This is a genomic window from Metabacillus idriensis (assembly GCF_050483325.1).
Classification (GTDB): Bacteria; Bacillota; Bacilli; order Bacillales; family Bacillaceae; genus Bacillus_P; species Bacillus_P idriensis_A.
On record NZ_JBCMYF010000035.1, the window covers coordinates 133495 to 158135 of the forward strand.

Annotated in this window: 28 protein-coding genes and 2 riboswitches; of the genes, 4 read left to right on the forward strand and 24 right to left on the reverse strand. The window is 41.1% G+C overall.

Going from position 1 to position 24641, the window contains the following annotated elements; all coding sequences use genetic code 11:
• The first annotated feature begins 28 nt into the window (after nucleotides 1-28).
• Nucleotides 29-277 carry a ferredoxin gene (locus ABEQ24_RS21030; RefSeq protein WP_029280187.1) on the forward strand — a complete coding sequence of 83 codons (249 nt, stop codon included), beginning with the start codon at nucleotides 29-31 and terminating at the stop codon, nucleotides 275-277.
• 32 nt (nucleotides 278-309) lie between these two features.
• Here the strand turns inward: ABEQ24_RS21030 and ABEQ24_RS21035 are convergent, their stop codons facing one another.
• Complete coding sequence (locus ABEQ24_RS21035) at nucleotides 310-891, reverse strand: ECF transporter S component (RefSeq protein WP_430008605.1); 582 nt, start codon at nucleotides 889-891, stop codon at nucleotides 310-312.
• A 150-nt stretch (nucleotides 892-1041) separates the two neighbouring features.
• A riboswitch (FMN riboswitch) is annotated at nucleotides 1042-1179 on the reverse strand.
• Between the two features lie 189 nt (nucleotides 1180-1368).
• On the opposite strand from ABEQ24_RS21035, the gene serA reads away from it, so the two are divergent.
• Complete coding sequence (serA, locus tag ABEQ24_RS21040; RefSeq protein ID WP_430008606.1) at nucleotides 1369-2943, forward strand: phosphoglycerate dehydrogenase; 1575 nt, start codon at nucleotides 1369-1371, stop codon at nucleotides 2941-2943.
• Nucleotides 2944-3273: 330 nt separating this feature from the next.
• Here serA and ABEQ24_RS21045 read toward each other — a convergent pair whose 3' ends face one another.
• From ABEQ24_RS21045 to ABEQ24_RS21145, 21 genes are all read right to left on the reverse strand, one after another.
• Entirely contained in the window at nucleotides 3274-4527 is a 1254-nt protein-coding gene (locus ABEQ24_RS21045) for an ATP-binding protein (protein ID WP_430008607.1), read from the reverse strand.
• 168 nt (nucleotides 4528-4695) lie between these two features.
• Nucleotides 4696-5508, reverse strand: coding sequence for a histidinol-phosphatase (locus ABEQ24_RS21050; protein ID WP_430008608.1), 813 nt, complete (start codon nucleotides 5506-5508; stop codon nucleotides 4696-4698).
• 66 nt (nucleotides 5509-5574) lie between these two features.
• Nucleotides 5575-6420: a peptidoglycan DD-metalloendopeptidase family protein gene (locus ABEQ24_RS21055; RefSeq protein ID WP_430008609.1), complete on the reverse strand. Its 846-nt coding sequence runs from the start codon at nucleotides 6418-6420 to the stop codon at nucleotides 5575-5577.
• A gap of 308 nt (nucleotides 6421-6728) precedes the next feature.
• Complete coding sequence (locus ABEQ24_RS21060) at nucleotides 6729-7877, reverse strand: GerMN domain-containing protein (protein ID WP_430008610.1); 1149 nt, start codon at nucleotides 7875-7877, stop codon at nucleotides 6729-6731.
• Nucleotides 7874-8410, reverse strand: coding sequence for an RNA polymerase sigma factor SigX (gene sigX / locus ABEQ24_RS21065; protein ID WP_430008611.1), 537 nt, complete (start codon nucleotides 8408-8410; stop codon nucleotides 7874-7876). The genes ABEQ24_RS21060 and sigX overlap by 4 nt, the downstream gene beginning before the upstream one ends.
• A 118-nt stretch (nucleotides 8411-8528) precedes the next feature.
• Entirely contained in the window at nucleotides 8529-9107 is a 579-nt protein-coding gene (locus tag ABEQ24_RS21070; RefSeq protein ID WP_430008612.1) for a cob(I)yrinic acid a,c-diamide adenosyltransferase, read from the reverse strand.
• Between the two features lie 71 nt (nucleotides 9108-9178).
• A complete protein-coding gene (locus tag ABEQ24_RS21075) occupies nucleotides 9179-9694 on the reverse strand; it encodes an ECF transporter S component (RefSeq protein ID WP_430008613.1) in 516 nt (171 codons plus the stop codon).
• 14 nt (nucleotides 9695-9708) lie between these two features.
• Nucleotides 9709-10119 (reverse strand): DUF4430 domain-containing protein, encoded by a 411-nt coding sequence (locus ABEQ24_RS21080; protein WP_430008614.1) that lies wholly within the window; start codon nucleotides 10117-10119, stop codon nucleotides 9709-9711.
• 246 nt (nucleotides 10120-10365) lie between these two features.
• Nucleotides 10366-10567, reverse strand: a riboswitch (cobalamin riboswitch).
• A gap of 90 nt (nucleotides 10568-10657) precedes the next feature.
• The gene (locus ABEQ24_RS21085) at nucleotides 10658-12469 is read right to left on the reverse strand and encodes an ATP-binding protein (protein ID WP_430008615.1); all 1812 of its coding nucleotides are present in this window, start codon (nucleotides 12467-12469) and stop codon (nucleotides 10658-10660) included.
• On the reverse strand, nucleotides 12466-13188 hold the full coding sequence (locus ABEQ24_RS21090; RefSeq protein ID WP_430008616.1) for a response regulator transcription factor: 723 nt from the start codon (nucleotides 13186-13188) through the stop codon (nucleotides 12466-12468). Before ABEQ24_RS21090 ends, ABEQ24_RS21085 begins: the two co-directional genes overlap by 4 nt.
• A gap of 99 nt (nucleotides 13189-13287) precedes the next feature.
• Nucleotides 13288-14463 (reverse strand): c-type cytochrome biogenesis protein CcsB, encoded by a 1176-nt coding sequence (gene ccsB, locus ABEQ24_RS21095; RefSeq protein ID WP_430008617.1) that lies wholly within the window; start codon nucleotides 14461-14463, stop codon nucleotides 13288-13290.
• 25 nt (nucleotides 14464-14488) lie between these two features.
• Nucleotides 14489-16129, reverse strand: a complete 1641-nt coding sequence (locus ABEQ24_RS21100) for a cytochrome c biogenesis protein ResB (protein ID WP_430008618.1) — start codon at nucleotides 16127-16129, stop codon at nucleotides 14489-14491.
• Nucleotides 16130-16145: 16 nt separating this feature from the next.
• A complete protein-coding gene (gene resA / locus ABEQ24_RS21105) occupies nucleotides 16146-16667 on the reverse strand; it encodes a thiol-disulfide oxidoreductase ResA (protein WP_430008619.1) in 522 nt (173 codons plus the stop codon).
• A gap of 100 nt (nucleotides 16668-16767) precedes the next feature.
• Entirely contained in the window at nucleotides 16768-17493 is a 726-nt protein-coding gene (gene rluB / locus ABEQ24_RS21110; RefSeq protein WP_070877588.1) for a 23S rRNA pseudouridine(2605) synthase RluB, read from the reverse strand.
• A 306-nt stretch (nucleotides 17494-17799) separates the two neighbouring features.
• Nucleotides 17800-18327, reverse strand: a complete 528-nt coding sequence (locus ABEQ24_RS21115) for a spore maturation protein (RefSeq protein WP_430008620.1) — start codon at nucleotides 18325-18327, stop codon at nucleotides 17800-17802.
• 1 nt (nucleotide 18328) lies between these two features.
• A complete protein-coding gene (locus tag ABEQ24_RS21120) occupies nucleotides 18329-18922 on the reverse strand; it encodes a nucleoside recognition domain-containing protein (protein ID WP_430008621.1) in 594 nt (197 codons plus the stop codon).
• Nucleotides 18915-20075, reverse strand: a complete 1161-nt coding sequence (locus ABEQ24_RS21125) for a serine hydrolase (protein ID WP_430008622.1) — start codon at nucleotides 20073-20075, stop codon at nucleotides 18915-18917. Before ABEQ24_RS21125 ends, ABEQ24_RS21120 begins: the two co-directional genes overlap by 8 nt.
• Nucleotides 20076-20232: 157 nt before the next feature.
• On the reverse strand, nucleotides 20233-20721 hold the full coding sequence (locus tag ABEQ24_RS21130; protein WP_430008623.1) for a YpuI family protein: 489 nt from the start codon (nucleotides 20719-20721) through the stop codon (nucleotides 20233-20235).
• A gap of 27 nt (nucleotides 20722-20748) precedes the next feature.
• The gene (locus ABEQ24_RS21135) at nucleotides 20749-21159 is read right to left on the reverse strand and encodes a hypothetical protein (protein ID WP_430008624.1); all 411 of its coding nucleotides are present in this window, start codon (nucleotides 21157-21159) and stop codon (nucleotides 20749-20751) included.
• Nucleotides 21160-21263: 104 nt separating this feature from the next.
• Complete coding sequence (gene scpB, locus ABEQ24_RS21140) at nucleotides 21264-21848, reverse strand: SMC-Scp complex subunit ScpB (protein ID WP_430008625.1); 585 nt, start codon at nucleotides 21846-21848, stop codon at nucleotides 21264-21266.
• A 4-nt stretch (nucleotides 21849-21852) separates the two neighbouring features.
• Nucleotides 21853-22602, reverse strand: coding sequence for a segregation/condensation protein A (locus tag ABEQ24_RS21145; protein ID WP_430008626.1), 750 nt, complete (start codon nucleotides 22600-22602; stop codon nucleotides 21853-21855).
• A gap of 205 nt (nucleotides 22603-22807) precedes the next feature.
• On the opposite strand from ABEQ24_RS21145, the gene ABEQ24_RS21150 reads away from it, so the two are divergent.
• Both ABEQ24_RS21150 and ABEQ24_RS21155 read left to right on the forward strand, forming a co-directional pair.
• A complete protein-coding gene (locus ABEQ24_RS21150) occupies nucleotides 22808-22897 on the forward strand; it encodes a YjcZ family sporulation protein (RefSeq protein WP_070877596.1) in 90 nt (29 codons plus the stop codon).
• Between the two features lie 181 nt (nucleotides 22898-23078).
• Nucleotides 23079-23603, forward strand: a complete 525-nt coding sequence (locus ABEQ24_RS21155) for a DUF309 domain-containing protein (RefSeq protein WP_430008627.1) — start codon at nucleotides 23079-23081, stop codon at nucleotides 23601-23603.
• 21 nt (nucleotides 23604-23624) lie between these two features.
• Here the strand turns inward: ABEQ24_RS21155 and ABEQ24_RS21160 are convergent, their stop codons facing one another.
• Both ABEQ24_RS21160 and ribH read right to left on the reverse strand, forming a co-directional pair.
• A complete protein-coding gene (locus ABEQ24_RS21160; RefSeq protein WP_430008628.1) occupies nucleotides 23625-23975 on the reverse strand; it encodes a GNAT family N-acetyltransferase in 351 nt (116 codons plus the stop codon).
• Nucleotides 23976-24165: 190 nt separating this feature from the next.
• A complete protein-coding gene (gene ribH / locus ABEQ24_RS21165) occupies nucleotides 24166-24630 on the reverse strand; it encodes a 6,7-dimethyl-8-ribityllumazine synthase (RefSeq protein WP_430008629.1) in 465 nt (154 codons plus the stop codon).
• Nucleotides 24631-24641 lie beyond the last annotated feature (11 nt).

The window sequence follows — 24641 nt, forward strand, 5'->3', positions numbered from 1 at the left end:
TGTGACCATTTCAGAGGAGGTTTTTTTTATGGCAAAGTATACAATCGTTGACAAAGATACTTGCATTGCTTGCGGTGCATGTGGAGCAGCTGCACCAGACATTTATGATTATGATGATGAGGGTATTGCATTCGTAACCCTTGATGATAACCAGGGAATTGTCGAAGTACCTGAAATCTTAGAGGAAGACATGATGGACGCATATGAAGGCTGTCCGACTGATTCCATTAAAATTGCCGACGAGTCATTTGACGGCGACGCTTTAAAATTTGAATAGAAAAAAATCCTCTGCAAATGCAGAGGATTTTTTTATGCAGCACGTTTATAGTCAGTTTGTGCATGAACCCATGTTTTAAGCTTCGCAAAGATTGCCATAAACACAAATCCCATGACAATTCCTTTAATTAAGTTAAACGGCAGAATTCCCGCTGCGATAAGTGCGCGCAATTCCGGCGCTGCCATAGCCGGAGCATTAAGGAACCATGTGTATGCCGGTATGAACAAGTAGTAGTTTAAGACACTCATGACTAAAGCCATCACGACTGTGCCGATTGAAAGTCCTATTGCAAGGCCTCTCATTGAATTCATTTTACGGTACATATAGGAAGCAGGCAGAATATATAAGACACCTGCAGTAAAATTGGCAAGCTGGCCGACAGGAACACCTGTTGCATTCCCCATAATAATGTAATGAAGAATGTTTTTGATTGCTTCAACCATTATACCGGCTCCAGGACCAAACAGAATAGCGGCGATAATGGCCGGAACATCTCCGAAATCAAGTTCTAAAAAACTTGAAAAACCAATCGGAAAATTAAAAATCATTAATACAAACCCTACACTTGCAAGCATTGCGATTGACACTTGCTTTTTCACCTTACTGTGCTGCATCTTTCTCTCTCTCCTTTTTCGATCCATCCGGAAAGAAAGGAAACGTCCTGTTTATCCAAGCAAAATAAAACCCTTTGTGCAACGTACACAAAGGGAGAAATCAGGCAAGGTTAAATAAACGATTAAAATTTGCATTTTAAACGCCAGAACCTCCATCTTCTCCCATCCAGACTATACTGTCGGCTCTGGAATCACACCAGATCCTGCCAAACTGCAAACGGCTCGCGGGCTAGAAACATTTGTTTCATTACCGCCGGTCGGGAATTGCACCCTGCCCCGAAGATAGATCATATTATTTTGTTTTCGAGATAAGTATACTGCATCCTTTTCATTTTGTGAATATAAATGCTTAAAATCGAAACAGCATTCTTTTTCCAATTAAAGTCTTTAGCCTTTTAACGCTTTACTGTTATTGACATAATAATCTTAATATGATAAATTATCTGATATTTAATAGTAGCGCTTAGGGGGATAATCATGTATCGAATACTTGTATCAGATTCAATGAGTGCAGACGGCCTTTTGCCTTTGCTTGGAGCAGAACATGCAGATGTTGTTCAGAAAAAAGCGTCAGAGGCAGCAGATGAGCTTCATACATTTCACGCTTTGCTTGTCAGAAGTGCCACTAAAGTCACGGAGGAATTAATCGCTAAAATGCCGTCGCTAAAAATAATCGCAAGAGCCGGTGTTGGAATCGATAACATTGATCTTGATGCTGCAACTAAACATGGTGTAGTCGTTATTAACGCACCCGATGGAAATACAATTTCTACAGCTGAGCATACTTTTGCGATGATGACATCCCTGCTCCGCCATATTCCGCAGGCAAATGTATCCGTGAAATCTAATGAATGGAACCGGACTGCCTTTGTCGGCACTGAGCTTTACGGCAAAACATTGGGCATTGTCGGACTCGGCAGAATCGGAACAGAAATTGCAAAACGCGCGCAGGCTTTTGGAGTAAATGTGCTTGTTTTCGATCCATTTTTGACCCGTGACCGCGCTGCAAAGATATCAGTAAAAAGCGCGAGTCTTGATGAACTTTTAGAGCAGGCAGATATCATTACTGTACATACCCCTCTAACAAAAGAAACAAGAGGACTTATTGGAGCAAAATCCTTGCCCAAGACTAAAAAAGGCGTTTATTTGCTCAACTGTGCACGAGGCGGAATTATCGATGAAGAAGCGCTTATTCCTTTCTTGGAAAACGGGCACATTGCTGGAGTTGCGCTTGATGTATTTGAAACAGAACCTCCAGTTGATCATCCGCTTTTGCGCTATGACAATGTGATTGCAACACCGCATTTAGGCGCTTCTACGAAGGAAGCACAATTAAACGTTGCAGCCCAGGTCGCACAGGATGTTCTGAACTTTCTGGACGGAAAAATGGTCACGACATCTGTTAACCTGCCGACATTAACTAAAGAAATATTTGAAAAAATTCAGCCGTTTTACAAGCTTGCCAAGAAAATGGGAAATGTCGTATCTCAGTGCATGAAGGAGCCAGTGCACGACATTTCCATAAAATATGAAGGATCAGTAGCTGAGCTTGAAACCTCCTTTATTACAAAAAGCTTGATTGCAGGATTCTTAACACCCCGTGTTGCTTCTAATGTAAATGAAGTAAACGCAGGCATGATTGCAAAAGAACGCGGAATCAGCTTCAGCGAAAAGATCACTTCAAATGAGTCTGGATATGAAAATTGCATCACAGTAACCATCCATGGTGACCAAACAACGTTTGAAATAAAAGGCACGCACATCCCTCACTATGGTGAACGAATTGTAGGCATTAATTCTTTCAATATTGACTTTTATCCATCAGGACATCTCATTTATATCCAGCATACAGATAAACCGGGGGTCATTGGACGCGTAGGCCGGATATTAGGTGATCATGAAGTAAACATTGCAACCATGCAAGTAGGCCGTAAAAATGCCGGAGGAGAAGCCATCATGATGCTCTCATTCGACCGTTCCCTGGACGATGCCCTGCTGACAACCCTATCTGAAATTGATGATATCGTGTCTATTAGAGCTATTGAACTCTGAAATGCGTAATCGCCCGAATAGCTCCGACAGACAGAAAAGGCACATCCAGTAAAGGCGCTTTTTGCCTTTGCTGGATGTGCCGTTCTGGCCGAGGAGTTGGGCGATGGAGCTGGACACCATGAAATGCTGAACCGACTGCTTAGCGCAGGCAGACAGATAAGGATCCGCCCGTGAACGCTTTTTGCCTTTATGGGCGGATCCGTTCTGGCCGAGGAGTTGGGCGATGGAGCTAGACACCATGAAATGCTGAACCGGCTGTCTTGCGTGTGTAACACAATAAATTAAAAACGATAAAAAAAAACAGAGAACAGGCTCCCTGCTCTCTGTTTTTTATGCTCTTTTGATCGGAATTTCAATCTCAACGGCAGTCCCTTCGCCAACTTTGCTGCTGAAAGATATCTTTCCATTATGAGATTCAATAATTCTGTAGCTTACAGTGAGGCCGAGTCCTGTACCTTTTTCTTTTACGGAGTAAAAAGGTTCGCCAAGCCTTTTAAGTCTCTCTTCTTCCATTCCTTCACCATCGTCAGCTATCTTGACGATGGCCTGTTTTCCGGTGTGGCTCACTATTATTTCAATCGTTTTAGATCCGGCTTCAATTGAATTTTTTATGACATTAATAAAGACCTGTTTAAGCTGATTAGGCTCACAATCAATATCAGGCATACCAACAGCATGCTCAAATTTAATATCAACGCCATACATATTAGCCTGTGATTCCAACAGTGATATCACGTTGCACAGAAGCTGGTTCAGATTTGTATTTTTAAAATGAATATTCTGCGGTTTGGCCAGAACAAGGAGTTCGCCGACAATCTCATTAATCCGGTCCAGCTCGCTTTCCATAATTTCGTAATACATTTTGTTCACACTGTCGTTTTTATTCATCAGCTGAACAAAGCCTTTTAGAGAGGTCAGGGGATTTCTAATTTCATGGGCAACACTTGCTGCAAGCCCTCCCACAACACTTAATTTTTCCGCCTTTTGCAGACGGTCCTCCGCTTCTTTCATTTGCGTAATATCCCGCCCGATTACAACCAGGGCCTTTCTTGAGCCATCCTCGTTAAATAGAGGAACTTTAATCGTATCAAACGTTTTGAAGCTTCCATCAGGCAGTGGAATAATCTCTTCACAGCGGCTCACAGTGCCTCCCTGCCATGTGATTTCATCAGATTTTTCGCAGAATATAAGTGCCTCTTTATAGAAATCCGTGTATTCAGCAAGCTCCCTGTCACTTTTCCCTTTATATTCAACACCCTGCAGCTGAAATAGATTCAGACCAAACGAATTGACTTCAATCCATTTGCCCTGTCCATCTTTAAAGTTCACAAAATCCACCATGGAATTAATCAGGGACAAAAGCTTTTCTTTCTCCCGCTCCAGCTCCTTAAACTGTTCATTTTCATTTATTAAGTAGTAGATGAAGATGCTTGTGGCGATGATAAAAACAATGGCTTTAAATTTTGAAATAAGAATAAACGTATAAATATCGTAGTCTAAAAGCCCAATTAAATGGTCTGTTCCAAAAATCCAGATTAAACTGATAAAAAAATATATATAAAGAACTTTTTTCTTTTTTGACATGTAATTCTCCCGCTAAATGATGTGTAGACTTTCATTTTACTACTATTAGCATCTAAATAGATAGGAGACGTCTGAATTTTTTCATATTCATAAAATGAGAACCTGCAGAAACTGAACTCTTTCCATAAAAAAATGCCACTCTATATAGAATGACATTTAATAATACAACTATTTAAGAGGCACTTCTTTTCGCTCTCCTTTTTGGAACGTCATCAATGAAGAATAACCGACTTTTTTTGCAAGGGCGATCGCCTGATCATAGTCCGCCCCAACGTCACCAGGTACATGTGCATCAGAAGAGAGGACAATCGGTATGTTTTTCTGAAAACAAAGAGATAGAAGTCTTTCATCCGGATACAGCTGACCTACAGGCTTTCTTAAGCCGGCCGTGCTGATCTCAACACAGGTTTTCGATGCGGCAAGGGCATCTGTCGCTCTATCATACTGCTTCAGCAAAAATTCTTCATCACTTGGCACATACTTAAAAATCTTCACTAAATCTAGGTGTCCTACTATATCAAATAAATTTGACTGAGCAAGTGTTACAACCTGATCGAAATATTTTTCATACACTTCATTTACATCGCGCCTGTCCCATTCGTGAAGAAACTCTTTTAAATCAATGCCAAAGTCATCAACCCAGTGGATGGAACCGATCACATAATCAAAATCATATGTATCAATGAAGGTTTTCATTTCAGCATGCTTCCCTGGTGTATAATCCATTTCGATAGACATTTTCACATCAATTCCTTGATTCCATGCCTCTTTAAAAAGTGCAACATAGTCTTTCATATCATAGTATCGTCTTTCTTCTACCCACGGATTGCTCAGTATATCTTTTGTCTGATAGAAGTGATAGGCATGCTCTGAGATTCCAAAGTGCTGAATGCCTTTTTTTGCAGCCTCATCTGTGAATTGCTTCAAATAATCAAGTGTCAGGCTGCCTCGTTCTAAATGATTGTGATAGTCTGTCCGCATCGTCTGCCCCCCGTAAGTTTTGTCCATTATAACTTTTTTTGGGCAGTGTGACAATGCATTTTCTGTTTATTCTGAAGAACTGGAAAGATTAGAGATTTTCAAATTCTGATAGGGGAAAATCGCTTCCGTTTTTAAACGATTTTCTTTTTTCAGCTGAAGAACAGTAACTTGAAACTCATCTGCAATAGAGAATAGCGTATCTCCCTTTTTCACCGTATACGTTTTAATATCCGGCTTTTCATTAACAATTAACTTTTGGCCGATTGCCAAAGTGTTTGACGACAGTCCGTTCAGCTCTTTTATGGCTTCAACGGTAAGACCGTATGTCTTTCCGAGCCCCCACAGCGTGTCCCCTTTTTTCACAGTAATAGAAGCTGGATTTTGCACAGCAGCCGCTGCAGGCATCGTGAGGACCGGCACGGTTTCAATTTTGCTTGCAGCCACCATCAGAAATGGATTAACGGCATTTTTCTTATCGAAGCTCCACTTTCCTTTATGTATCTCAAAATGAAGATGTGTTCCTCTTGATGCGCCTGTATTTCCAATAACGCCTATTTCATGTCCTTTCTTCACTTTGGAACCTTCTGGAACTGACCTTTTGCTTAAATGAGCATAGACCGTTTCATAGCCTTCCGGGTGCTGAATAAATACCACATGTCCATATGTATCGGAATAATAAGATTTCGTCACAATACCTTCTTGCACAGATTGAATAACGGTTCCATCAGGAGCTGCGATATCAATCCCTTTATGTTTTCCGCCTCTTGTTCCAAACGTATCAGTAATTGTCCCCTTTAAGGGGCTGGACCAATTTAATTCTTCAGCCTTTGCCTGCGTGCCGCTTACGAATAAAAGGACAATGCATACACCGACTATTAATGCGATTGATAATCTTCTTAACAAATCTAACATAACTTCCCCCTAGGCTCTTGTTTGTCAAAAATTGACCAATACTAGTATTATGCAGTGATTTCCAATTCATACATAAAGATTTAGAGGGGATCGCATGGTTTAAGCCGGCCATTCCTGTACATCCCTTTATTTTCGCAGGCAATGCAGGGTTCTTTTAGTTCGCATTTTTTTATCTGCGAAAGGCTCTTTAAGCTGGTTTAGACTATAAGTTAAAAACTTCAGTGGATTGCAGCGGAAGGCAATATAATTCTTTATTTCCTAACAAAAAAAACCGCAGCAATCACTCCTGCAGCGGTCAAAATTCTCCTCTATTCGTTTAAATCGACAGGATTTGGTGAAAAAGGCACAGGCACTGCCTCTGTCAAATCCATTTCTCCGACTCTGTCTACATTCAATCCTTCGAACTTTACACTTTCATATCCAAACTCTTTAGCCGTCATTAAGATGGCTTCAAGCATTAAAGTATCTGTTTCATTATCATCAATCGTTGATTCAGACGAAAATTCTATGGTCACATCTTTATTTGTTTCTTCAATGTCTTTGATGTCAACTGTTTGTTCAATGACAGGTTTAAGGCCGAGTGTTCCATTTCCCTTCATTGCGGACAATGCCTCAGAAAGTTTTTCAAATGGGAGCAGGGATGGGGCGAGAAGTTTTGGCGCTTCAATGCTCTCCTGGTAAAGGAAATACGCTTTTCTTTTAAGAGTGCCAAGTTTCATGCCTTCCTGGAAACCATATGCACCTAATTCAATTCCCTTCTCACTGTTTTTAAAGTACTCTGCCTCTTTGATGCCCTGCCAGCGGAAGGACTCTTCAATGCCTTCTGTGAAAAGTTTATTGTCCGTTTCTGATGAGGATTCAGCGAAAGGACTATCGTTTACTTCTATTAATAGCTTAGATGGAATCCCTTCTGCATAAGTAAGCTTCAATCCTGATAAAGAAGAAGGACTTAGCCCTGCCGGTGATGGATCAAAATCTGAAAGAACCGACTGAAACATGGCCAGATAATCTTCACTTTTCTCCATTTGAAAGCTGAGAGGGATCATATTTTGCACCTGCTTATCCGGATAAGCAGCTGTGACAATGGAATAGCCGTCTTCAGAACGGGCAACAAATGTGCTTTTGTCAGAACCGGCTGTCAGTTCCGCCTCTTTTTTTGATTCAGCATTCTCTGAGAATGGCTGTACCTGGTCTGAACTTGCTTTATCCATGCTTGATTCTGATTTGCTGCTGCTTTGATTTATGCCCAATTGATTCATGAAAAAAGGCGATATTAATAATAGAATAAAAAGGGCGGCAATACTCGCGAAAGCAGGTGTTACCCAAGGCTTCCTGTGTTTATATTCTTTTTTCGGCAGCCGGGCATAAATTTCAGCAGAAGTCCGTTTATCTTCAATCGCCGGCAGCTTTCTTAAGGCTTCGGCAATTTGATCTTCATTCCAATTTGATTTGTTCATCCTTTTAAAATCCCCTCCTCCCTCACATTATGGTCATCCAAATGCTTTTTCAATGCTTTTAAAGCCCTGTGCTGGGTGGTTTTCACTTTACTCTCAGTAAAACCAAGTGCAGCAGCGGTTTCTGCAATGGACAGCCCTTGCAAATAACGCAGAATGATGACAGAGCGCTGATCAACTGTGCAGCTGCCCAGTGAACGGTAAATCCCCTGCAATTCTTCATTTTGAGCGGCAATTTCCTCAGGCATTGGCTGCACATCCTGTATTTGCTGCCGGTCCCAATCAAATGTTTCCAGAATTCTTTGCTTCAAGGTTTTTTGCTTTCTGAAAAAGTCGATGGCCACATGCCTGGCTATCGAAAAAATCCACGTTTTTTCACTGCTTCTTCCTTCGAAGCTGTCATAGGATTTTAATATGCGTATATATACTTCCTGAACGAGGTCTTCAGCCTGCTCACGATTTTTCACCATATAAAATAAGAATTGAAAAATATCTCCATGATACTTTTCATAGATCCTCTGAAAGGCCTCTTCCATGAATGAACCCCCGATCACACCATTAGTCGATTTTCTTCTATAAAAAGTTACATATTACTCACTATATATCTGATCAAAATAAAAAGGAAGGTGCTCCCTTCCTCCATTTCCAACTATTTTATGACTGTTTCGGCTTTGTAAATACGATTGCGCTTCTTTCGTATTCCACATCTTTAGAGCCGAGTCTTGCATTTGCGACTCTTGCTGCAGCAAAAAAGTAATCTGACAATCTATTCATATATTTTAATACATGCTCATTGATCTCTGTTTGCTTCTGCAGGGAAACAATGCAGCGTTCAGCTCTTCTTGCTACAGTTCTTGCAATATGTATGGCTGATGCCGCCTGTGTGCCCCCTGGAAGAATAAAGCGCTGAAGAGGAGGAGCTTCAGCAGAATACTGATCGATTCTTTCTTCTAAGAATGCAATCATCTCAGCTGTTGTTTTGTACGGGTGCTTTTGTTTGCCATGTATGACCGCAAGATCACTTCCGCAGTCAAAGAGCTCATGCTGAATTTTTTCAAATTCATGATACAGATCTGTCAGTTTATCTTCATGAAGAAACGGCATGGCAAGACCGACAAATGAATTGACTTCATCAATCGTGCCGTATGCTTCTACTCTTAAATCATCTTTATCGACACGGCCGCCAATAATACTGGTTTTCCCTTTGTCGCCTGTTCTTGTATATAAATTCATTTTTCAGCAGCTCCTTTAGGGTTTAAAGTAAAAAGAGCGAAACGAATCGCTCTTTTATTTTACCATCTTTCTTATTGCATTGTTACGCCATAATCCTTCTTATTCAAGTAATACTCAAACGTTTTTCTCATGACAGGATAAAGCAAAAGAAAGAATATGCCGTTTCCGATTGCATGTGCGGTATCAAAAGGCAGCCCGGCAAGGTAATAGGCGAATCCATGGTCAGTCAAGACAAACATATTCAGGGAAACAACAAATCCGAATACGTATCCTGCTAATACAGAAATGGGCGTAAAGATGATCAGACGATTTGATTTTACATGTTTGCCTAAAATTCCTGTTAACAAGGCAAGAATGCCCCATGCGAGCATTTGCCAGATTGTCCACGTCCCCATCCCGAGCAGCAAATTGCTCAGGAAGCATCCTAAAACGGCTACAATCATGCCATTTACAGGGCCGATTAATATAGAAGTGATGAGAATAATGGCAGTCATCGGCTGAATGTTCGGCACAAATTGAAAAGCCATTCTTCCAACAACTGATAATGCGATCAGCAGTGACAGCAGACTGATTCTTCTAGTTGTCATAGCGATCTCTCGGATTACTCATATTTTCTTAAATCGAACTCAACTTTATCTCCATCTTTCAGCTCGATTTCATTAGCTCCCGTCATTGCGTCTTCTCCATTAACAATTAAATGCCAGTAAGTTTTATCCGCTTCGCTTGCCATGATTCCATCAATACCGCTGATAAATCCGCCTGCTTCTTTCACTTCAAAATTCGCTTTCATTGCATCCATCAGTGTCTGGCCTTCTTCAAAAGCCACTTCTTTAGAATCGACTTTCTCCGCCATTTCATTTTTAGTAAGTGTAACAGCAGCTTTCATCTCTTCTGCTTCATCAGCAGCCTGTTCTGATTTTGGAGCTTCTTCCTTCGGTTCCTCAGCCGTATTTCCGCAAGCTGCAAGAAGCGCTAAAAGGAAAACGGACAGTAAACTTATTAATTTTTTCATACATAATCTCTCCTTCGTCTGTATGGATCTATTTAGTGGATCATGAAGCACTTAAGGAATGGAGATACGCCCTGATATGCCAGGACACGGAGGTCTCAGGGCTGTTAACTTTGATATTAATATCAAGGGACATAAGAAAAAGCCCATCTCCTCAGACGGGCTTTAAAACGGCATAAATAAAATCAGATTGTATGCAAAGAACCATAAATCCTGCCGTTTCTATGCTCTGGCCCCCGGAGTATACAAACAATGTAAGAGATATAGGCAGGTCTACTGACTCTTGCGTCATCCTCCACTTGAACCTTCCCATATAATAAACAGCAATACAGCCATCTGATTATACAGTGGTTTAGCCAAAGTTTCGTCGGCAATTACAGTTGCGGGGACAGTTCAGGCATTTCACCTGATTCCCTATTAAGCGTAAAGCACCTATATTTCAACGTATATGATTTTATAAATTCAGTCTTATTTTACATAAAACGACTGTGGTCTTCAACAGAAATTTCATTCGGTGTTTCTTATGAAACAAGAATTTTCGTCATGTTCTATCAGAAACATCGTTTTTTCGAGGCAAATAGAAGGTGAACGCCGTCCCTTCATTGACCTTGCTGTGAACATTGATTGTGCCTGCATGGGCATCTACGATGTTTTTTGCAATCGCAAGGCCAAGCCCAGTGCCGGAACGTCCTCTCGTTCTTGCCTTATCCGCTTTATAAAAACGTTCAAAGACAAAAGGCAGATCCTCTTCTACAATTCCCGTTCCTGTATCTTTCACATCAATTTTCATGCCGCCTGCAACGGTTTGAACATGAATCTCAACAGATCCCCCTTCAAGGGTATGCCTGATCGCATTATCAACAAGGTTCGTCAAAACCTGTTCAATCTTATCCGGATCAAGGACAAATTCAGGATCATCTATTGAAAAAGAGGAGGTTAACGTAATTTTTTTGTCTCTTGCAAGTCCCTGGAATTTCCGGCTGATTTTCTCAATAAAATCATGAATGAAGATTCGCTCCAAATTAAGAGTGATGTGCCCTGCTTCCATTCTGGCAAGATCAAGCAAATCGTTAACAAGTCTTCCCATGCGCAGTGATTCATCATAAATGACCTGAGCAATCTCTTTTTTCTCTTCCTCAGAGCTTGCAATGTCATCGACTATCGCTTCACTGTATCCCTGCAGCATGGCAATCGGAGTTCTCAGTTCATGACTGACATTGGCAATAAAATCTTTTCGGAGCTTATCGAGTCTTCTTTCTTCAGTCATATCCCTCAGAACAGCCACCGCTCCCCGCACATAAGACTGGTTATATAGCGGGCTCATGACCATCACCCAGCTCCTGCCCTGCAGATTGACTTCTACAATATGTTCTCTCTCTGTATGAACGACCCTTTGAAATAATTCTTTTGCTTCTGGAGGGATTTCCTCCCCAGCATTAATTTGCATTTTTTGTTCATAATACCATGACTGAAGAAAACGTTCAGCAGGAGGATTCGTCACCAGTATCGTCCCATCAATATTTAGCGTGATGACACCGTCTGCCATACTGCTTAATATGCTTGTTAAATGTTCTTTTTCCTGGTTCAGTGCATTAATGTTGAATTTCAGCTGCCTGCCCATCTGATTAAACGCGATGGCAAGCTCGCCAATTTCATCGTGACTTAAAATCGGCACCTTCGTATCGAACTTTCCGCGTGTAAGCTCTTGCGTTGCTTCTCTCATTCTTCTGAGCGGATAGGTAATTCTAGTTGATAAAAAGAATGCGAATATCGTCGTCAATACAATTGCAATACCTGCAGCAAGCAGAATATATTTTGTTGTATGCTTTGTTGTTTCGTGAACAGCAAGCAGTGACTGCGACATAAACACTGCCCCGTTTTCGTTTTCCCCATTTTTCAGTTCATACGGCACGCCAACAAGCAGCACTTCATCCTTGTTGTCAGAACTGATTTGCTGTTCTTTGGAGAGTTCCGTGAGCTTGCTGACATTTTTTTGATCTGTAAAGACTTTTGAAAGCTCGGGGTCTTTCCGAATATCCTGCATGTCAAAAACGGGTGTGCTCTCGAATTTCTTCGGCGAAAACCAGTATTTATCCTGATCTTCAACAATGATGATGCTCGTAAGTTCATCAGCCAGTTCCCATGAAATGGAACGCGCGAGTTCCTGATCTTCATGATTTTCAAGAATAACCGAGATTTTATTGGCCAATTGTGTAAGCTCCCGTTCGGCCTCATCGACATGATAATTTTCAATGAATTCGAGAAGAAGCACAGTCAGAATTAATAAAACAAATGAAACGAGCAATAAAATGGTAAACCAAAGTTTACCGACTACGCTTTTCCAAAACATCATTCACTGCCTACCTCAAATTTGTATCCAACTCCCCATACCGTGACAATCATGGTAGCTGCATCAGGTGAAACCTTGCTGAGTTTTTCTCTCAGCCGTTTGACATGAGTATCAACCGTTCTCAGATCCCCAAAGAACTCGTATTGCCATACTTCTTTTAACAATTTCTCGCGGTCGTAAACTTTATCAGGCGTTTTTGCGAGAAAATAGAGCAGCTCATATTCTTTTGGCGTTAAACTGACCTCTTTGCCGTCTGCAAGTACACGGTGTGCATCGTGATCGATGGAAAGATGCGGGAAGACTATCACATTCTTGGCTTTTGTTTCTGTTTTCAGGAATGATGTTGTCGATGAGCGTCTCAACAGAGCTTTAACTCTTAAAACAACTTCTCTCGGACTGAAAGGCTTGACGATGTAGTCGTCTGTTCCAACTTCAAATCCCTGTACTCTGTTCACTTCTTCCCCTTTTGCAGTAAGCATAATGATCGGAGTCGCTTTTTTCAGGCGCAGCTGTCTGCACACTTCAATCCCATCAAGTCCCGGCATCATTAAGTCAAGCAGGATTAAGTCGTATTCTGCAGAAAGAGCCATTTCAAGAGCATCACTTCCGTTGTCAGCCTCTTCAATTTGATAGTTTTCTCTTTCTAAGTACATCTTCAAAAGTCTTCTGATTCTGTCTTCATCATCTACGACCAGAATTTTATAGTTCATGTTGTTATCCATTTTGCTTCTCCTCCTTAAAAAACTCCTATAGCATTATCTTACCAAAAAACCTTCACTTTATATGAGTGAAGGCTCTTCAGCAAGTAAAGCAAGTTCTGACTATGCGTAAGAATGCAGGCCGGCGATGACCAAATTGACGAAAATCAAGTTAAACATGATGATGGCAAACCCAATAACAGCAAGCCATGCTGACTTTTCTCCCTGCCATCCTTTTGACAGGCGCAAATGCAGGTAGGCTGCATAGAAGAGCCATGTAATTAATGCCCATACTTCTTTTGGGTCCCAGCCCCAAAAGCGTGTCCAGGCAATTTGTGCCCAGATCATTGCAAAAATGAGCGCTCCCAGTGTGAAGACCGGAAACCCGATTGTCACTGAGCGATATCCGATTTCATCTACCAAGTCAAGATTCACATTTTTTGTGAGAGGCTGAAGAAAAGCTGAAATACGCTTTCTAAGAATTAATCGGATCGCTCCGTATAGTAATAAGCCGGCAGCAATAGACCAGATGACGGTATTCAGCTTTCTGGCAGAAATAAGTGCGGGAACTTCAATTAAAGCTTCCATCTTCCCTTCTGTCAGAAGCTCGCCTTTATGCGGCCCAATAAGAGCAGGCAGATTATAGATCATTTCAGCATTCTGATCATTTTTATCTGTCCATTTATATATGGCTTCATAATCCATCATTCTGAACGTGCTTGTAATGGCAATGAATGCTATCGTTGCTACAAGTGTATACATAACCACTTCAAGCCAGAATGTTTTCTTGGAATTTTTCGACTGATCCACTGTCCGGATCAAATAAATGACACCTGCTATAAAGCTGATGGCAAGAATTGCCTGTCCCAGAGCGGCTGTTGTCACATGAATGTGAAGCCAGCTGCTTTGAAGCGCAGGAATAAGCGGTGAGATGTCTGACGGAAACATGCTTGCATAAGCGATAAGCAGCAAGGCAACCGGCAGAGTGAAAAGTCCTAAAATAGACACTTTATAAATAAAGTAGAGTACTATAAATGCAAGTACCAGCATCATGCCAAAGAATGTTGTAAATTCAAACAGATTGCTTACCGGTGCATGACCGGATGCGATCCATCTCGTAATGAAATAGCCAGCTTGTGCTGCAAAAGCAAGAATTGTAATCGCAATACCCGCAGACGCCCATTTGCTCGGCTTTTTGTATTCTTTTCTCTTATCACGGATGGCTCCGCCAAAAAGAAATGTCGCAGCCAGATATAAAATGAATGCTGCAAATAGCAAATTACTGCTTAGAGCCGCCACACCTTTTCCTCCTCTATGATCTGTCTTATTTCTCGTCTGACTGATCCTTCAGCTTTTCAATTTGCGTGCCCTCAAGCACCGTATCAATCTCATTTTTAATTCCGTACCAGTTCTTATTTGTATGCGCTGCAAGAAGAATCCCATCTCCGCTTCGTCTGATCCAGATGCGGCGATGATTCCAATACATGCCCTGGGTGACACCGATCATGAAAATCGCTCCGCCAAGTCCAAGAAACCAAAGAGTATTGTCTTTGCGCACAGTAAGAGCTGAGAGATTCTTTGTATCAACGCCTTCAAACTTCATTTTCAGCTGATTGTCTTCGTTTGGTTCAATTGTCTGCTGAATGGCTACAAAGCTTGTTTCGCCTTCAGGTTTATCAGGAGACATCATTTTAAATACAAAAGCGGGATTATCCGGTATTCTCGTTTTTGTAGCAGGTTCTCCCTCGCTGTTAAAATAAAAATCAGGAAGATAGCTTGCCACTTCTACTTTATAGCCATTGCCCAGATCAAATTCTTTTTGAGGATCAAGCAAGTCGATTGTCAGCTGCCCAAAGTTTTCTTCGGTCTCTTTGTCTACTAAACTAAATGTCATTTTGTTCAATTCATTTAATTTAAAATCAACTTGATACAAAGCGTATGAATCATGCTTAAGCGGCTGATTCACTTTGATTTGCTCATCTTTAATCTTTTTAAGCTCAGGCTCTTCTCCAAGAACTGCTTCGCCCTGTCTTTCATACAAAGTGACGTTCGTCTGATAATTCTTAGCTACGCTTCCGTCCCCTACTCTAGTAATCGCATCCTCGAAGACTTCATCTTCACTGTCTTTTTTGTATGTTTCCATTACAAACTTGTCGCTTTTCAGAAAATATTTCCCTTCTGTGCCGGGAATGACATTCGTTTCCCCTTCGCGGATCCAAATGACATCATCCACATACATGCCAGGAACAAATCTGAGCATCGCTCCAAACAAAAAGATGATCAAACCGATATGATTGACATATGGTCCCCATCTTGAAAAACGATTTTTCTCAGCAAGGAGATTGCCGTTTTCCTCCCGGACATGATAGCGTTTTCTCTTTAATTTGTCATTCATGGCTTCAAGCTGTTCTTCTGCATTATTTACAGAAGCTGTTTCGCTGAATAACCGCTGTCTTCGCATAAAGCTTTCATGCCTCGTGACACCTTGTTTTTTCAGGGCCCTGTAAAGCGGAACAAACCGGTCTAAGCTTGCAATAACCAATGAAGCAGCCAGCGCTCCAATTAATACCATGTACCACCACGAACTGAATAGTTCATGAAACCCCATTTGGTAATAGAGCTGACCAATTACACCGTACTCATCGCGGTAAAACTGTTCAGGCGTTACATTCGGCGGAATGTACATGACCTGCGGGAGAATCGTCCCAATTGCAGAAGCAATTAAAATCAAGACAATAATCCATATCCCGACCTTTACAGAAGAGAAAAAGTTCCAGATCTTATCGATTGGCGTTTTCTTGTATGTCTGTGAGCGCCTTGCACTCCCGTCATATTTCATATCCAGCAGCTGATCAGGAGCAGCCTGATTATTGCTGTACGGCTCCCCGACAGGTCGTCCGCAGGATTCACAAAGAATCGTTCCGTGCGGATTATTGTGACCGCACATGCATTTCACTTCATTCATGATGAAAACTCCCCGTTTACGGCTTGATTGATTCCATATAATCCCTGATCATCCGTTCGTTCATCTGGCCCGTGATTATTTCTGCTACTTTTCCATCTTTATCTATCAGAAATGTAGTCGGAAGAGGGACAACACCGTATGCTTCTAACACTTGCCGGTCCTTATCGAGGACGACAGGAAACGATAAATCATATGTATCCGTAAAATTCTGTACGGCAATCTTTGACTCAGCGATGTTGACGGCAAGCACCTCTACACCCTGTTCTTTATAATAATCATATTGATTTTGCATGTAGGGCATTTCGCGTTTGCACGGTTCGCACCATGTTCCCCAAAAGTTCAGGAAAACGCCCTTCCCCTTATAATCTGAAAGCTGATGCTTGTCCCCGTTAATGTCTGTTAAAACAAAATCAGGGGCATCGCTTCCAACTTTCACTTTTTCCTTGCTAGAGAAAAAATTTGTGTATAACGTATATCCAAGTGCAGCAACCAGCACTGAAAGAATGATCGTTCTCATGAGCAACCGTCTTTTTTTCATAAAAAACTCTCCCATATCCTCATACATTTCAACTCATTATATCACTGTTTATTTCAAACATTTTCTTGATAATTTGAAGTTTATGTGAAAATTAAAGGGCTTACTTTCCAAACTTGGCAAGTGATCTGAGCTGTTTGACTTCATGCGGAGATAATTCACGCGCATCGCCTGTTTTAAGCCCTTTTAAATCCAGGAAAGCATATGTTTCGCGCTTTAGTTTCAGAACAGGATGTCCAATCGCCTCGAACATGCGGCGTACTTGACGGTTTCTGCCTTCATGTATCGTCAGTTCAATAATGCTTGTTTCCTTCTTTTTGTCGAGAGACACAAACTTCACTTTGGCAGGAGCTGTTTTCCCGTCTTCAAGCATAATGCCCTTTTCTAACGACTTCAGCTTTTCACGAAGCGGTATACCTTTCACTTTGGCTACATATGTTTTCTCAACCTGATTGCTTGGATGCATGAGAAGATTGGCAAAATCACCGTCGTTTGTCATGATTAAGATGCCGGAAGTATCGTAATCAAGCCGTCCGACCGGATAAATGCGTTCTTTTATCTGCGGAAAAAAGTCTGTAACTGTTTTTCTTCCTTTATCATCAATGGCAGAAGATATTACACCGCGCGGTTTGTAAAGGATAAAATAAACTGGCTCTTCTTTTTCAACAGGAACTCCTGCAACTTCAACACGGTCATTTCCGGAAACTTTAACACCAAGCTCCCTTACGACTTTCCCGTTGACAGTTACCTTTCCTTCTAATATAAGCTCCTCTGCTTTCCTTCTTGATGCAAGACCTGCATGAGCTATCACTTTTTGTAAACGTTCCATTTCTTTCACCTCGTTAACATCTTACTTCTTATCATTTTTTTATACAAGTTCTCATGTAATGAACCCTTTAAAAAACGCATGAAATCCTATTATCTCACAAAATCATCCACAATGAGATGAAAATATTTTGTCACGCAAAAAAGAGGACTCCCGCCCGTCCTCGAGTCCCGTCATCTAAATTAATTGCTCTTTTCTTATAGTTTGCTGCTTTCAAAAAAATTGGTTATATGCCTTAAGTGGAGTGCAGCGGACATCCGCGGATGAACTTTTATTCAAGTACTGCTGTTCAATGTAAAAACAGCGAAATTAAAATAGCATCATAACTATGAGGATTGAAGCAATAATCCCCATAAGGTCAGCAAGCAGACCGACTTTAAGCGCATCACCCATTTTTTTAACTCCTACAGCCCCGAAATAGACCGTCAGAATATACAAGGTTGTATCTGTGCTTCCCTGCATGACGGCCGCAAGTCTCCCAATAAACGAATCAGGCCCGTAAGCTGCTATTAAATCTGTAGTCATACCAAGTGCTGCTGTTCCTGAAATAGGCCTGATAAATGCGAGGGGAACAATCTCGCTTGGAACACCTATGGCATCGAGAGCAGGTTTCATCATCCCCACAAAAAATTCAAGAGCCCCTGAAGCTCTGAAAATCGTAATCGCAACCAGCATGCCTACTAAATAAGGAATAATTGAAAATGCAATATCAATTCCTTCTTTTCCTCCCTCAACAAACGTTTCGTACGTAGGCACTTTTTTGAATGTCCCATATAATAGAATGAACCCGATGATCAGCGGGATCATCCATAAAGAGATTAAACTGATCATGGCCATCCTATTTTTTCTCCCTTCTCATTCTTCTATGGTAGTAATAGCGGTCTATCAAAATGGCGCCAATTGCTGAAATAATCGTCGCAAGCAAAGTAGGGCCGACAATATCGGTTGGAGACTTCGAACCGTATGTCATCCTGACAGCAATAACGGTCGTTGGAATTAAGGTGATGCTTGATGTGTTTACCGCAAGAAAAGTAATCATGGACCTGCTCGCCGCAGGTTTGTCTCCATTTAATTTTTTCATCTGTTCCATTGCTTTAATGCCAAGCGGAGTTGCCGCATTTCCCAGTCCGAAAAGATTTGCAATCATGTTTGACAAAATGTAGCCCATTGCCGGATGATCTGCAGGAATTTCCGGGAAAAGTCTTTTTACGAACGGCTTAAAGAGCTGCCCAAGCTTTTCAAGCAAACCTGCCTTTTCAGCAACCTTCATCAGCCCGAGCCAGAATACAAGGACACTGATCAGGCCGATGCTGATCGTTACAGCATCTTTTGCCCCTTTGAAAACAGCAGCGTTCACTTGTTCCATCGTTCCATTGATCATGGCAAAGACGATTCCGATCACAGTCAGTCCAACCCAAATGATATTAATCATGATTGCTCAAGCCTGCCCTAATGAAAAACAGCTTGCGGAATTTCTCCCACAGCGAGGCGTTTGGTTTATTTGTCAAACCATTATCATAATAAATGGGCACTTCATCCACTCTTTCATCTTCAACAATAATCGTCATTTTCCCGACAACGTTCGGAACATCCTCCGGGTCTTTCCAGCTTTTTTCCGGTTTCAGTATGGAGACATCAATTCTAAGATCGTCTTCTTCGTCTTCTGTTAATGGATAATACACATCTCTTTTAATAAAAAGCTTATTTTTATAGATTTTATCTTTAATATCTATCTTTTTTAACGTACCTGATTCTTTAATTTTAAATAAATCATACTTGCTGAACGCCATGTTAAACATTTCAATATGATCATTCCAATCATCTGACGCATCAATCGTCACGGCGACGAGATTCATTCCTTCTTTTTGAGCTGTGGAAACGAGTGTGCGTTTTGCTCTTTTTGTATAGCCTGTTTTCCCTCCGGTGCTGTACTCATATAAACTGGTCAGCAGCTTATTCTTATTTCTCCATACACGGTCCCATTGTTCATTTGGATTTGGTGCACGATGAACCTTTGTCCCGGAAATTTTTTGATACATTTGATTTTCCATTGCATACCTCGTCAGGATTGCCATGTCAAAGGCTGACGAATAGTGATTTTCGTGATCATCCAAACCGTGCGGATTGGCAAACTCCGTATTCATCATGCCGATTTCAGCAGCTTTTTGGTTCATTAAATGGACAAATCCTTCAACACTGCCTCCCACATGTTCAGCAATGGCAACAGCAGCATCATTCCCTGAACGGAGCATTAGTCCATATACCAGATCTTCAAGCTTAATTTTCTCTCCTTCTTGCAAATAAACAGCGGAACCCTCGGTATGTATCGCACGGTTGCTTACCGTTGCCTTCTCGTCCATTTTTCCGGATTCAATTGCAAGAATCGCTGTCATAATCTTTGTTATGCTGGCAATTCTTCTTTTTGCATGGGCGTCTTTCTCAAACAGGACTCTGCCGGATTCCTGTTCAATTAATATCGCACTTCTTGCACTTACGCCCATTTCAGCAGAAGAATGGCGAGGCAGGCCAGCAATCAGCAAGAAGAAGATGAGTACGATCGCTGCTATCTGTTTCCATTGCCGCATAACACCCACGTCCTTTTATTGTTTTGTACAAGTTTATGCGGATGGACAAAGGTTATGAACGCTAAATTTGAAAACCGGTAGGGGAAACAGGGATGGATCAGCAGAAAGACAAAAAAAACAGCCGCTCTGCAAGGAACAGAACAGCTGCCATTTTTAATTATTTAGACTGGATCATTTTCGTACGATAATCTGTTTCATAGTACTCAAGTTCCTCGCGGATTTCCTGAAAACCGCTTTCTAGAGAGGCAATCATGACCTTGAGTGAATCTGGAGCCGGGTGGCGGTATTTGATGGCATTTTTGCCGGTATAAGCTGATCTGCTGTCTTCATACCAGACATCATTTTTCGGATTGTAAAATTCTTCAATGCACTGATGATAAATTTTATAAAGAGCTTTTTCAGCTGCCGGCTTCCTGAAAGGTTCATTTTGAAGAACAATGTGGCATGCTTCAAGTCCCTCTTCGCAATAAACAGAAAGTCTTCTTAAATTACGGAAAAGATCCTCATAATACGCTTCATCCCCTGCTGTTTCATTCAAAAATGATGAAATCGTTGCATGATTTAAAAACGTATTCAGTTCTTTTACGACGCTGCCTAAAAATACTTCAACTTGTTCTGTTTGTGCTTTTACGATCATATTCCCCATTCAAACACATCCTTTCAATTTCTAAAGCTATTTTTTATGTATGGGTGTTTTTAGCTTTTGAACTGCATCTGACCATTTCATTGACTGATTTCGGTTTATTTCCGGAATCAACTCAATAGCTGCACGAAGATCAATTCCCTGAAGATACATGAGAAATTCTTCTTCTGTGTTCAGGTAGAGTCTTTTGCGCTCTAAAAGCGCTTCGTTTTGAATGATGCATATCAGTGCCATTATGTCTTTAATGCTCAGGTCTGACCCTTCAAATAGAAAAGGATTTTGTTCTCTGAATTTGTCTTCGAAATACCTCACATACAAAACATAAAACGTTTTCTCCATCTTCTTTGACACAATTGTGATTTCAGAGCGGTTAAAAAAATCTTCGGATGTATTCGGCATCTCTTTTACTAATTCATACCCTCTGCCATTTTTTATAATCACCTGATTTGCACCCCTATGCGTTTTTCATTCAAAAAAAGGAACAAAGATATTCCTTTGTTCCGTTCTCCTCTATTTTATCATAGGTCATAAAGCAATTGTGTAAATTATTTGATTTCTTCAAAAGTTTGATTAAAGTTTTCAAAAAAGAGATCCGCTTCTTCGTTAAAGGAGTCATCATCATCTTTTTCAGGAAGCGGCGGAAGTTCTTTTATCGTTTTTAATCCGAAGTATTCAAGGAATTCTTTCGTCGTGCCGTATAAAATAGCTCTTCCTGTTCCTTCAGCCCGTCCCACTTCTTTCACAAGCACTTTAGAAGTCAGAGTCTGCAGCGGACGCTCTGATTTCACGCCGCGGATATCTTCAATTTCAGTTCTTGTTATAGGCTGACGGTAAGCGACAATCGCCAGAATTTCAAGAGCTGCCTGAGATAACGCGGTGTGATTAGGTGTTTCAACCAATTTTTTCAAAAAGGCAGCATGCTTTTTTTTCGTCGTTAATTGAAAGACTCCGGCCACTTCAATCAATTCGATGCCGCGCTGTTTTTTCTTGTAATCATTCTGAAGTTCCAGTACGACTTCAGATATCGTTTCCTCTTTTGTTTCAAGAACGGACGCCAGCTGTTTCATTGACAGCCCTTCATCCCCTGCAGCAAATAGAAGAGCTTCAATGATGGATTTCCATTTTTCCAAGGTTTTAAGACCTCCCCAGAATATAAATATCAGAAAAATTTTCTTCTTGTTCAATCATGATGGTGTTTTTTTTCATCAATTCTAAGATGGCAAGAAATGTGACAACCAGGTGATCCTTTTGATCGGACGGAAAAAGCTCAGTGAATTTTCGCCGTCTTGGATTTTGCTTCAACTCCATAAGGATTTCATCCATTCTCTTTTCGATCGGTATTTCCTGGCGTGCAACTCTTGTCTGCAATGGTTTCTGAAGCTTCTTTCTTCGCATCATCTTCTGGAAGGCACCGAGCATATCGTAGATTGATACATTCATAGATTCTTTATCAAATACAGGCTCACCCGCAAACTCACTTAAATCACTCGGGGGTTTGGTATAAACTTGAGATCGTTCTTCTTCCAAATGTCTCAGATCAACTGCAGCCTCTTTGTACTTTCTGTATTCAATCAGTCTTCTCATCAGTTCGTCCCGCGGATCTTCCTCAGGTTCAAACCCAAATTCATCCTCCACCAGCTCTTCCTCATGCTTTGGAAGGAGCATTCCGCTTTTGATGGAAAGCAGAGTTGCCGCCATCACTAAATATTCTGAAGCTACATCAAGCTCCAGTTCTTTCATCGTATGTATATAAAGCATATACTGCTCTGTAATTTCAGCTACGGGTATATCGTATATATCAATCTCGAGCGTATTGATTAAATGCAATAGAAGATCGAGCGGCCCTTCAAATGCGTCAATTTTCACTTTGTACTGCAACTTCATCCCACCACTTCATTCTGTACCATTCATGTCGGCTACCCTATAGTATAGAACATTCTGCTTCCAATCAACAACACTTATTTTCACAGAAGAGGAGTCCTCAGGTTCAAAAAAAGTCCAGAAATTTGTGTTAATCGCCCAAACAAACACAGGACCACCCACATAAGATACCTATGTAAATGCAAGATACTTAAGGAGGAACAAGAAAATGGGAGATAAAGGGTACGGTTCAGGCTTTGCATTAATCGTTGTGTTGTTTATTTTACTGATTATTGTTGGAGCTGCTTGGTTGTATTAAGAAAAGCGGCAGTGCTTTGGCCAGCGCATGCAAAGCGGATTCGTACTGCAGCACCTGGACAATGATTCAGATTTACCCCTAAAGTGCTCTAAAGTGAGCACTTTTTGTGTTTCATTAAAGGCAACTCTTAGAGTTTATGCTACACTAATCAATACATAAACATAGATTATGGGGTGATGGTTTGTATCCGAAATCATATGTACAGTACCTTGTTCATTTTCACGGAGACCGCGATTACTTCGAATGCCATGAAGTGCTTGAGGAATATTGGAAAGAGGATTCTCCCGGGCAAAGAAAGATATACTGGGTCGGTCTGATCCAAATTGCGGTCGGCCTGTATCATCACAGAAGATGCAACTGGAAGGGCGCTCACCGAATGATATCCAATGCCCTTGCCATATTGGAGCAGGAAAAAGATGCTATCCTCTCCCTTGGTTTAAATCCTGAAAAAACGGCGGAACTTTTAAGAAAAAAAAGCAAAGACATCGAAAACAAACGTCCATATGAAAGTGTGAATCTGCCGATTGAAGACAGCGATCTTCTTCAAACATGCATCGATTATTGCAAAAAGCATCAGCTTCAGTGGGGGAATCCTAGTGACCTCTCCGATCGATTCCTGATTCATAAGCATACGATGCGGGACAGGAGCGATGTGATTGCGGAAAGGAAAAGCAGCCTGATCCGCAATCAGAAAAAAAACAGATGAAGCATATGCTTCATCTGTTTTTTAATCGCAATCTGTGCATTTCTCAAAAAATGCTTTTGTATGTTCGTCCGGGATAACTGTTTTTGTCTTGTACTGTTCTTTTAATGCCGTCACCATTTTCTTGCCGATTCCCTGATGGCGATGCGAAGGGTTCACACTTACATGCTGAATCTTCACGTGATCATCATCCTGAAACACTACTCCGATTGTTCCAATGATATCTTCATCTTTCCAAAGAAACAGCTGCCATTTCTCATCTGCTTCATATTGTTTCATCGTCTGCTGCAAATGTTTTAAATCTTTTTCATTTGGCATAAAAGACAGAAGACCCATTGCAATTTTTTCAAAGCTTTTCTTATAGCGAATTAACATATGAACCCCTCATTAACGAAATAACCTTCCGATTAGAGAAAGCAAAAACAATAAACTTGCGCCTATCATGATGTAAAATAAAATTCTTTCTTGATTTCTTCCTTTATCTTTTTGATCTCGATTCAAGAAGAATCACTCCTCAGAACATTATAAACAGTTTTCCGCGCATTTTAAACACTTTTGCCAAAAATTAATCAATTGTACGCATTAAATTTGCCATTTCAATAGCTGAAACCGCTGCTTCATAGCCTTTATTCCCAGCTTTTGTTCCCGCTCTTTCTATTGCCTGTTCGATCGATTCGGTTGTCAGGACACCGAAGATTACCGGTACCCCTGTTGACATTGAAGCTTGGGAAACTCCCTTAGCTGCTTCATTGCAGACATAGTCATAGTGAGTTGTAGAACCTCTTATGACTGTTCCTAAAGTAATAACGGCATCATATTTGTTTGAAGAAGCCATTTTTTTCGCAACGAGCGGAAGTTCAAATGCTCCAGGCACCCATGCAAGCTCTACATTTTCATCTTCAACTCCGTGGCGTTTTAAAGCATCCACTGCTCCGCTTAATAGCTTGCTTGTAATAAACTCATTGAATCTTCCTACGATAATCGCTACTTTCAATCCTGATCCGACTAAGTTTCCTTCATATGTTTTCATGTATAGTTCCT

Coding starts and splice junctions, on each gene's coding strand:
- ABEQ24_RS21030 (WP_029280187.1), top strand. CDS start 29: ATGGCAAAGTATACAATCGTTGACAAAGATACTTGCATTGCTTGCGGT.
- ABEQ24_RS21035 (WP_430008605.1), bottom strand. CDS start 891: ATGCAGCACAGTAAGGTGAAAAAGCAAGTGTCAATCGCAATGCTTGCA.
- serA (WP_430008606.1), top strand. CDS start 1,369: ATGTATCGAATACTTGTATCAGATTCAATGAGTGCAGACGGCCTTTTG.
- ABEQ24_RS21045 (WP_430008607.1), bottom strand. CDS start 4,527: ATGTCAAAAAAGAAAAAAGTTCTTTATATATATTTTTTTATCAGTTTA.
- ABEQ24_RS21050 (WP_430008608.1), bottom strand. CDS start 5,508: ATGCGGACAGACTATCACAATCATTTAGAACGAGGCAGCCTGACACTT.
- ABEQ24_RS21055 (WP_430008609.1), bottom strand. CDS start 6,420: ATGTTAGATTTGTTAAGAAGATTATCAATCGCATTAATAGTCGGTGTA.
- ABEQ24_RS21060 (WP_430008610.1), bottom strand. CDS start 7,877: ATGAACAAATCAAATTGGAATGAAGATCAAATTGCCGAAGCCTTAAGA.
- sigX (WP_430008611.1), bottom strand. CDS start 8,410: ATGGAAGAGGCCTTTCAGAGGATCTATGAAAAGTATCATGGAGATATT.
- ABEQ24_RS21070 (WP_430008612.1), bottom strand. CDS start 9,107: ATGAATTTATATACAAGAACAGGCGACAAAGGGAAAACCAGTATTATT.
- ABEQ24_RS21075 (WP_430008613.1), bottom strand. CDS start 9,694: ATGACAACTAGAAGAATCAGTCTGCTGTCACTGCTGATCGCATTATCA.
- ABEQ24_RS21080 (WP_430008614.1), bottom strand. CDS start 10,119: ATGAAAAAATTAATAAGTTTACTGTCCGTTTTCCTTTTAGCGCTTCTT.
- ABEQ24_RS21085 (WP_430008615.1), bottom strand. CDS start 12,469: ATGATGTTTTGGAAAAGCGTAGTCGGTAAACTTTGGTTTACCATTTTA.
- ABEQ24_RS21090 (WP_430008616.1), bottom strand. CDS start 13,188: ATGGATAACAACATGAACTATAAAATTCTGGTCGTAGATGATGAAGAC.
- ABEQ24_RS21100 (WP_430008618.1), bottom strand. CDS start 16,129: ATGAATGAAGTGAAATGCATGTGCGGTCACAATAATCCGCACGGAACG.
- resA (WP_430008619.1), bottom strand. CDS start 16,667: ATGAAAAAAAGACGGTTGCTCATGAGAACGATCATTCTTTCAGTGCTG.
- rluB (WP_070877588.1), bottom strand. CDS start 17,493: ATGGAACGTTTACAAAAAGTGATAGCTCATGCAGGTCTTGCATCAAGA.
- ABEQ24_RS21115 (WP_430008620.1), bottom strand. CDS start 18,327: ATGGCCATGATCAGTTTAATCTCTTTATGGATGATCCCGCTGATCATC.
- ABEQ24_RS21120 (WP_430008621.1), bottom strand. CDS start 18,922: ATGATTAATATCATTTGGGTTGGACTGACTGTGATCGGAATCGTCTTT.
- ABEQ24_RS21125 (WP_430008622.1), bottom strand. CDS start 20,075: ATGCGGCAATGGAAACAGATAGCAGCGATCGTACTCATCTTCTTCTTG.
- ABEQ24_RS21130 (WP_430008623.1), bottom strand. CDS start 20,721: ATGGGGAATATGATCGTAAAAGCACAAACAGAACAAGTTGAAGTATTT.
- ABEQ24_RS21145 (WP_430008626.1), bottom strand. CDS start 22,602: ATGAAGTTGCAGTACAAAGTGAAAATTGACGCATTTGAAGGGCCGCTC.
- ABEQ24_RS21150 (WP_070877596.1), top strand. CDS start 22,808: ATGGGAGATAAAGGGTACGGTTCAGGCTTTGCATTAATCGTTGTGTTG.
- ABEQ24_RS21160 (WP_430008628.1), bottom strand. CDS start 23,975: ATGTTAATTCGCTATAAGAAAAGCTTTGAAAAAATTGCAATGGGTCTT.
- ribH (WP_430008629.1), bottom strand. CDS start 24,630: ATGAAAACATATGAAGGAAACTTAGTCGGATCAGGATTGAAAGTAGCG.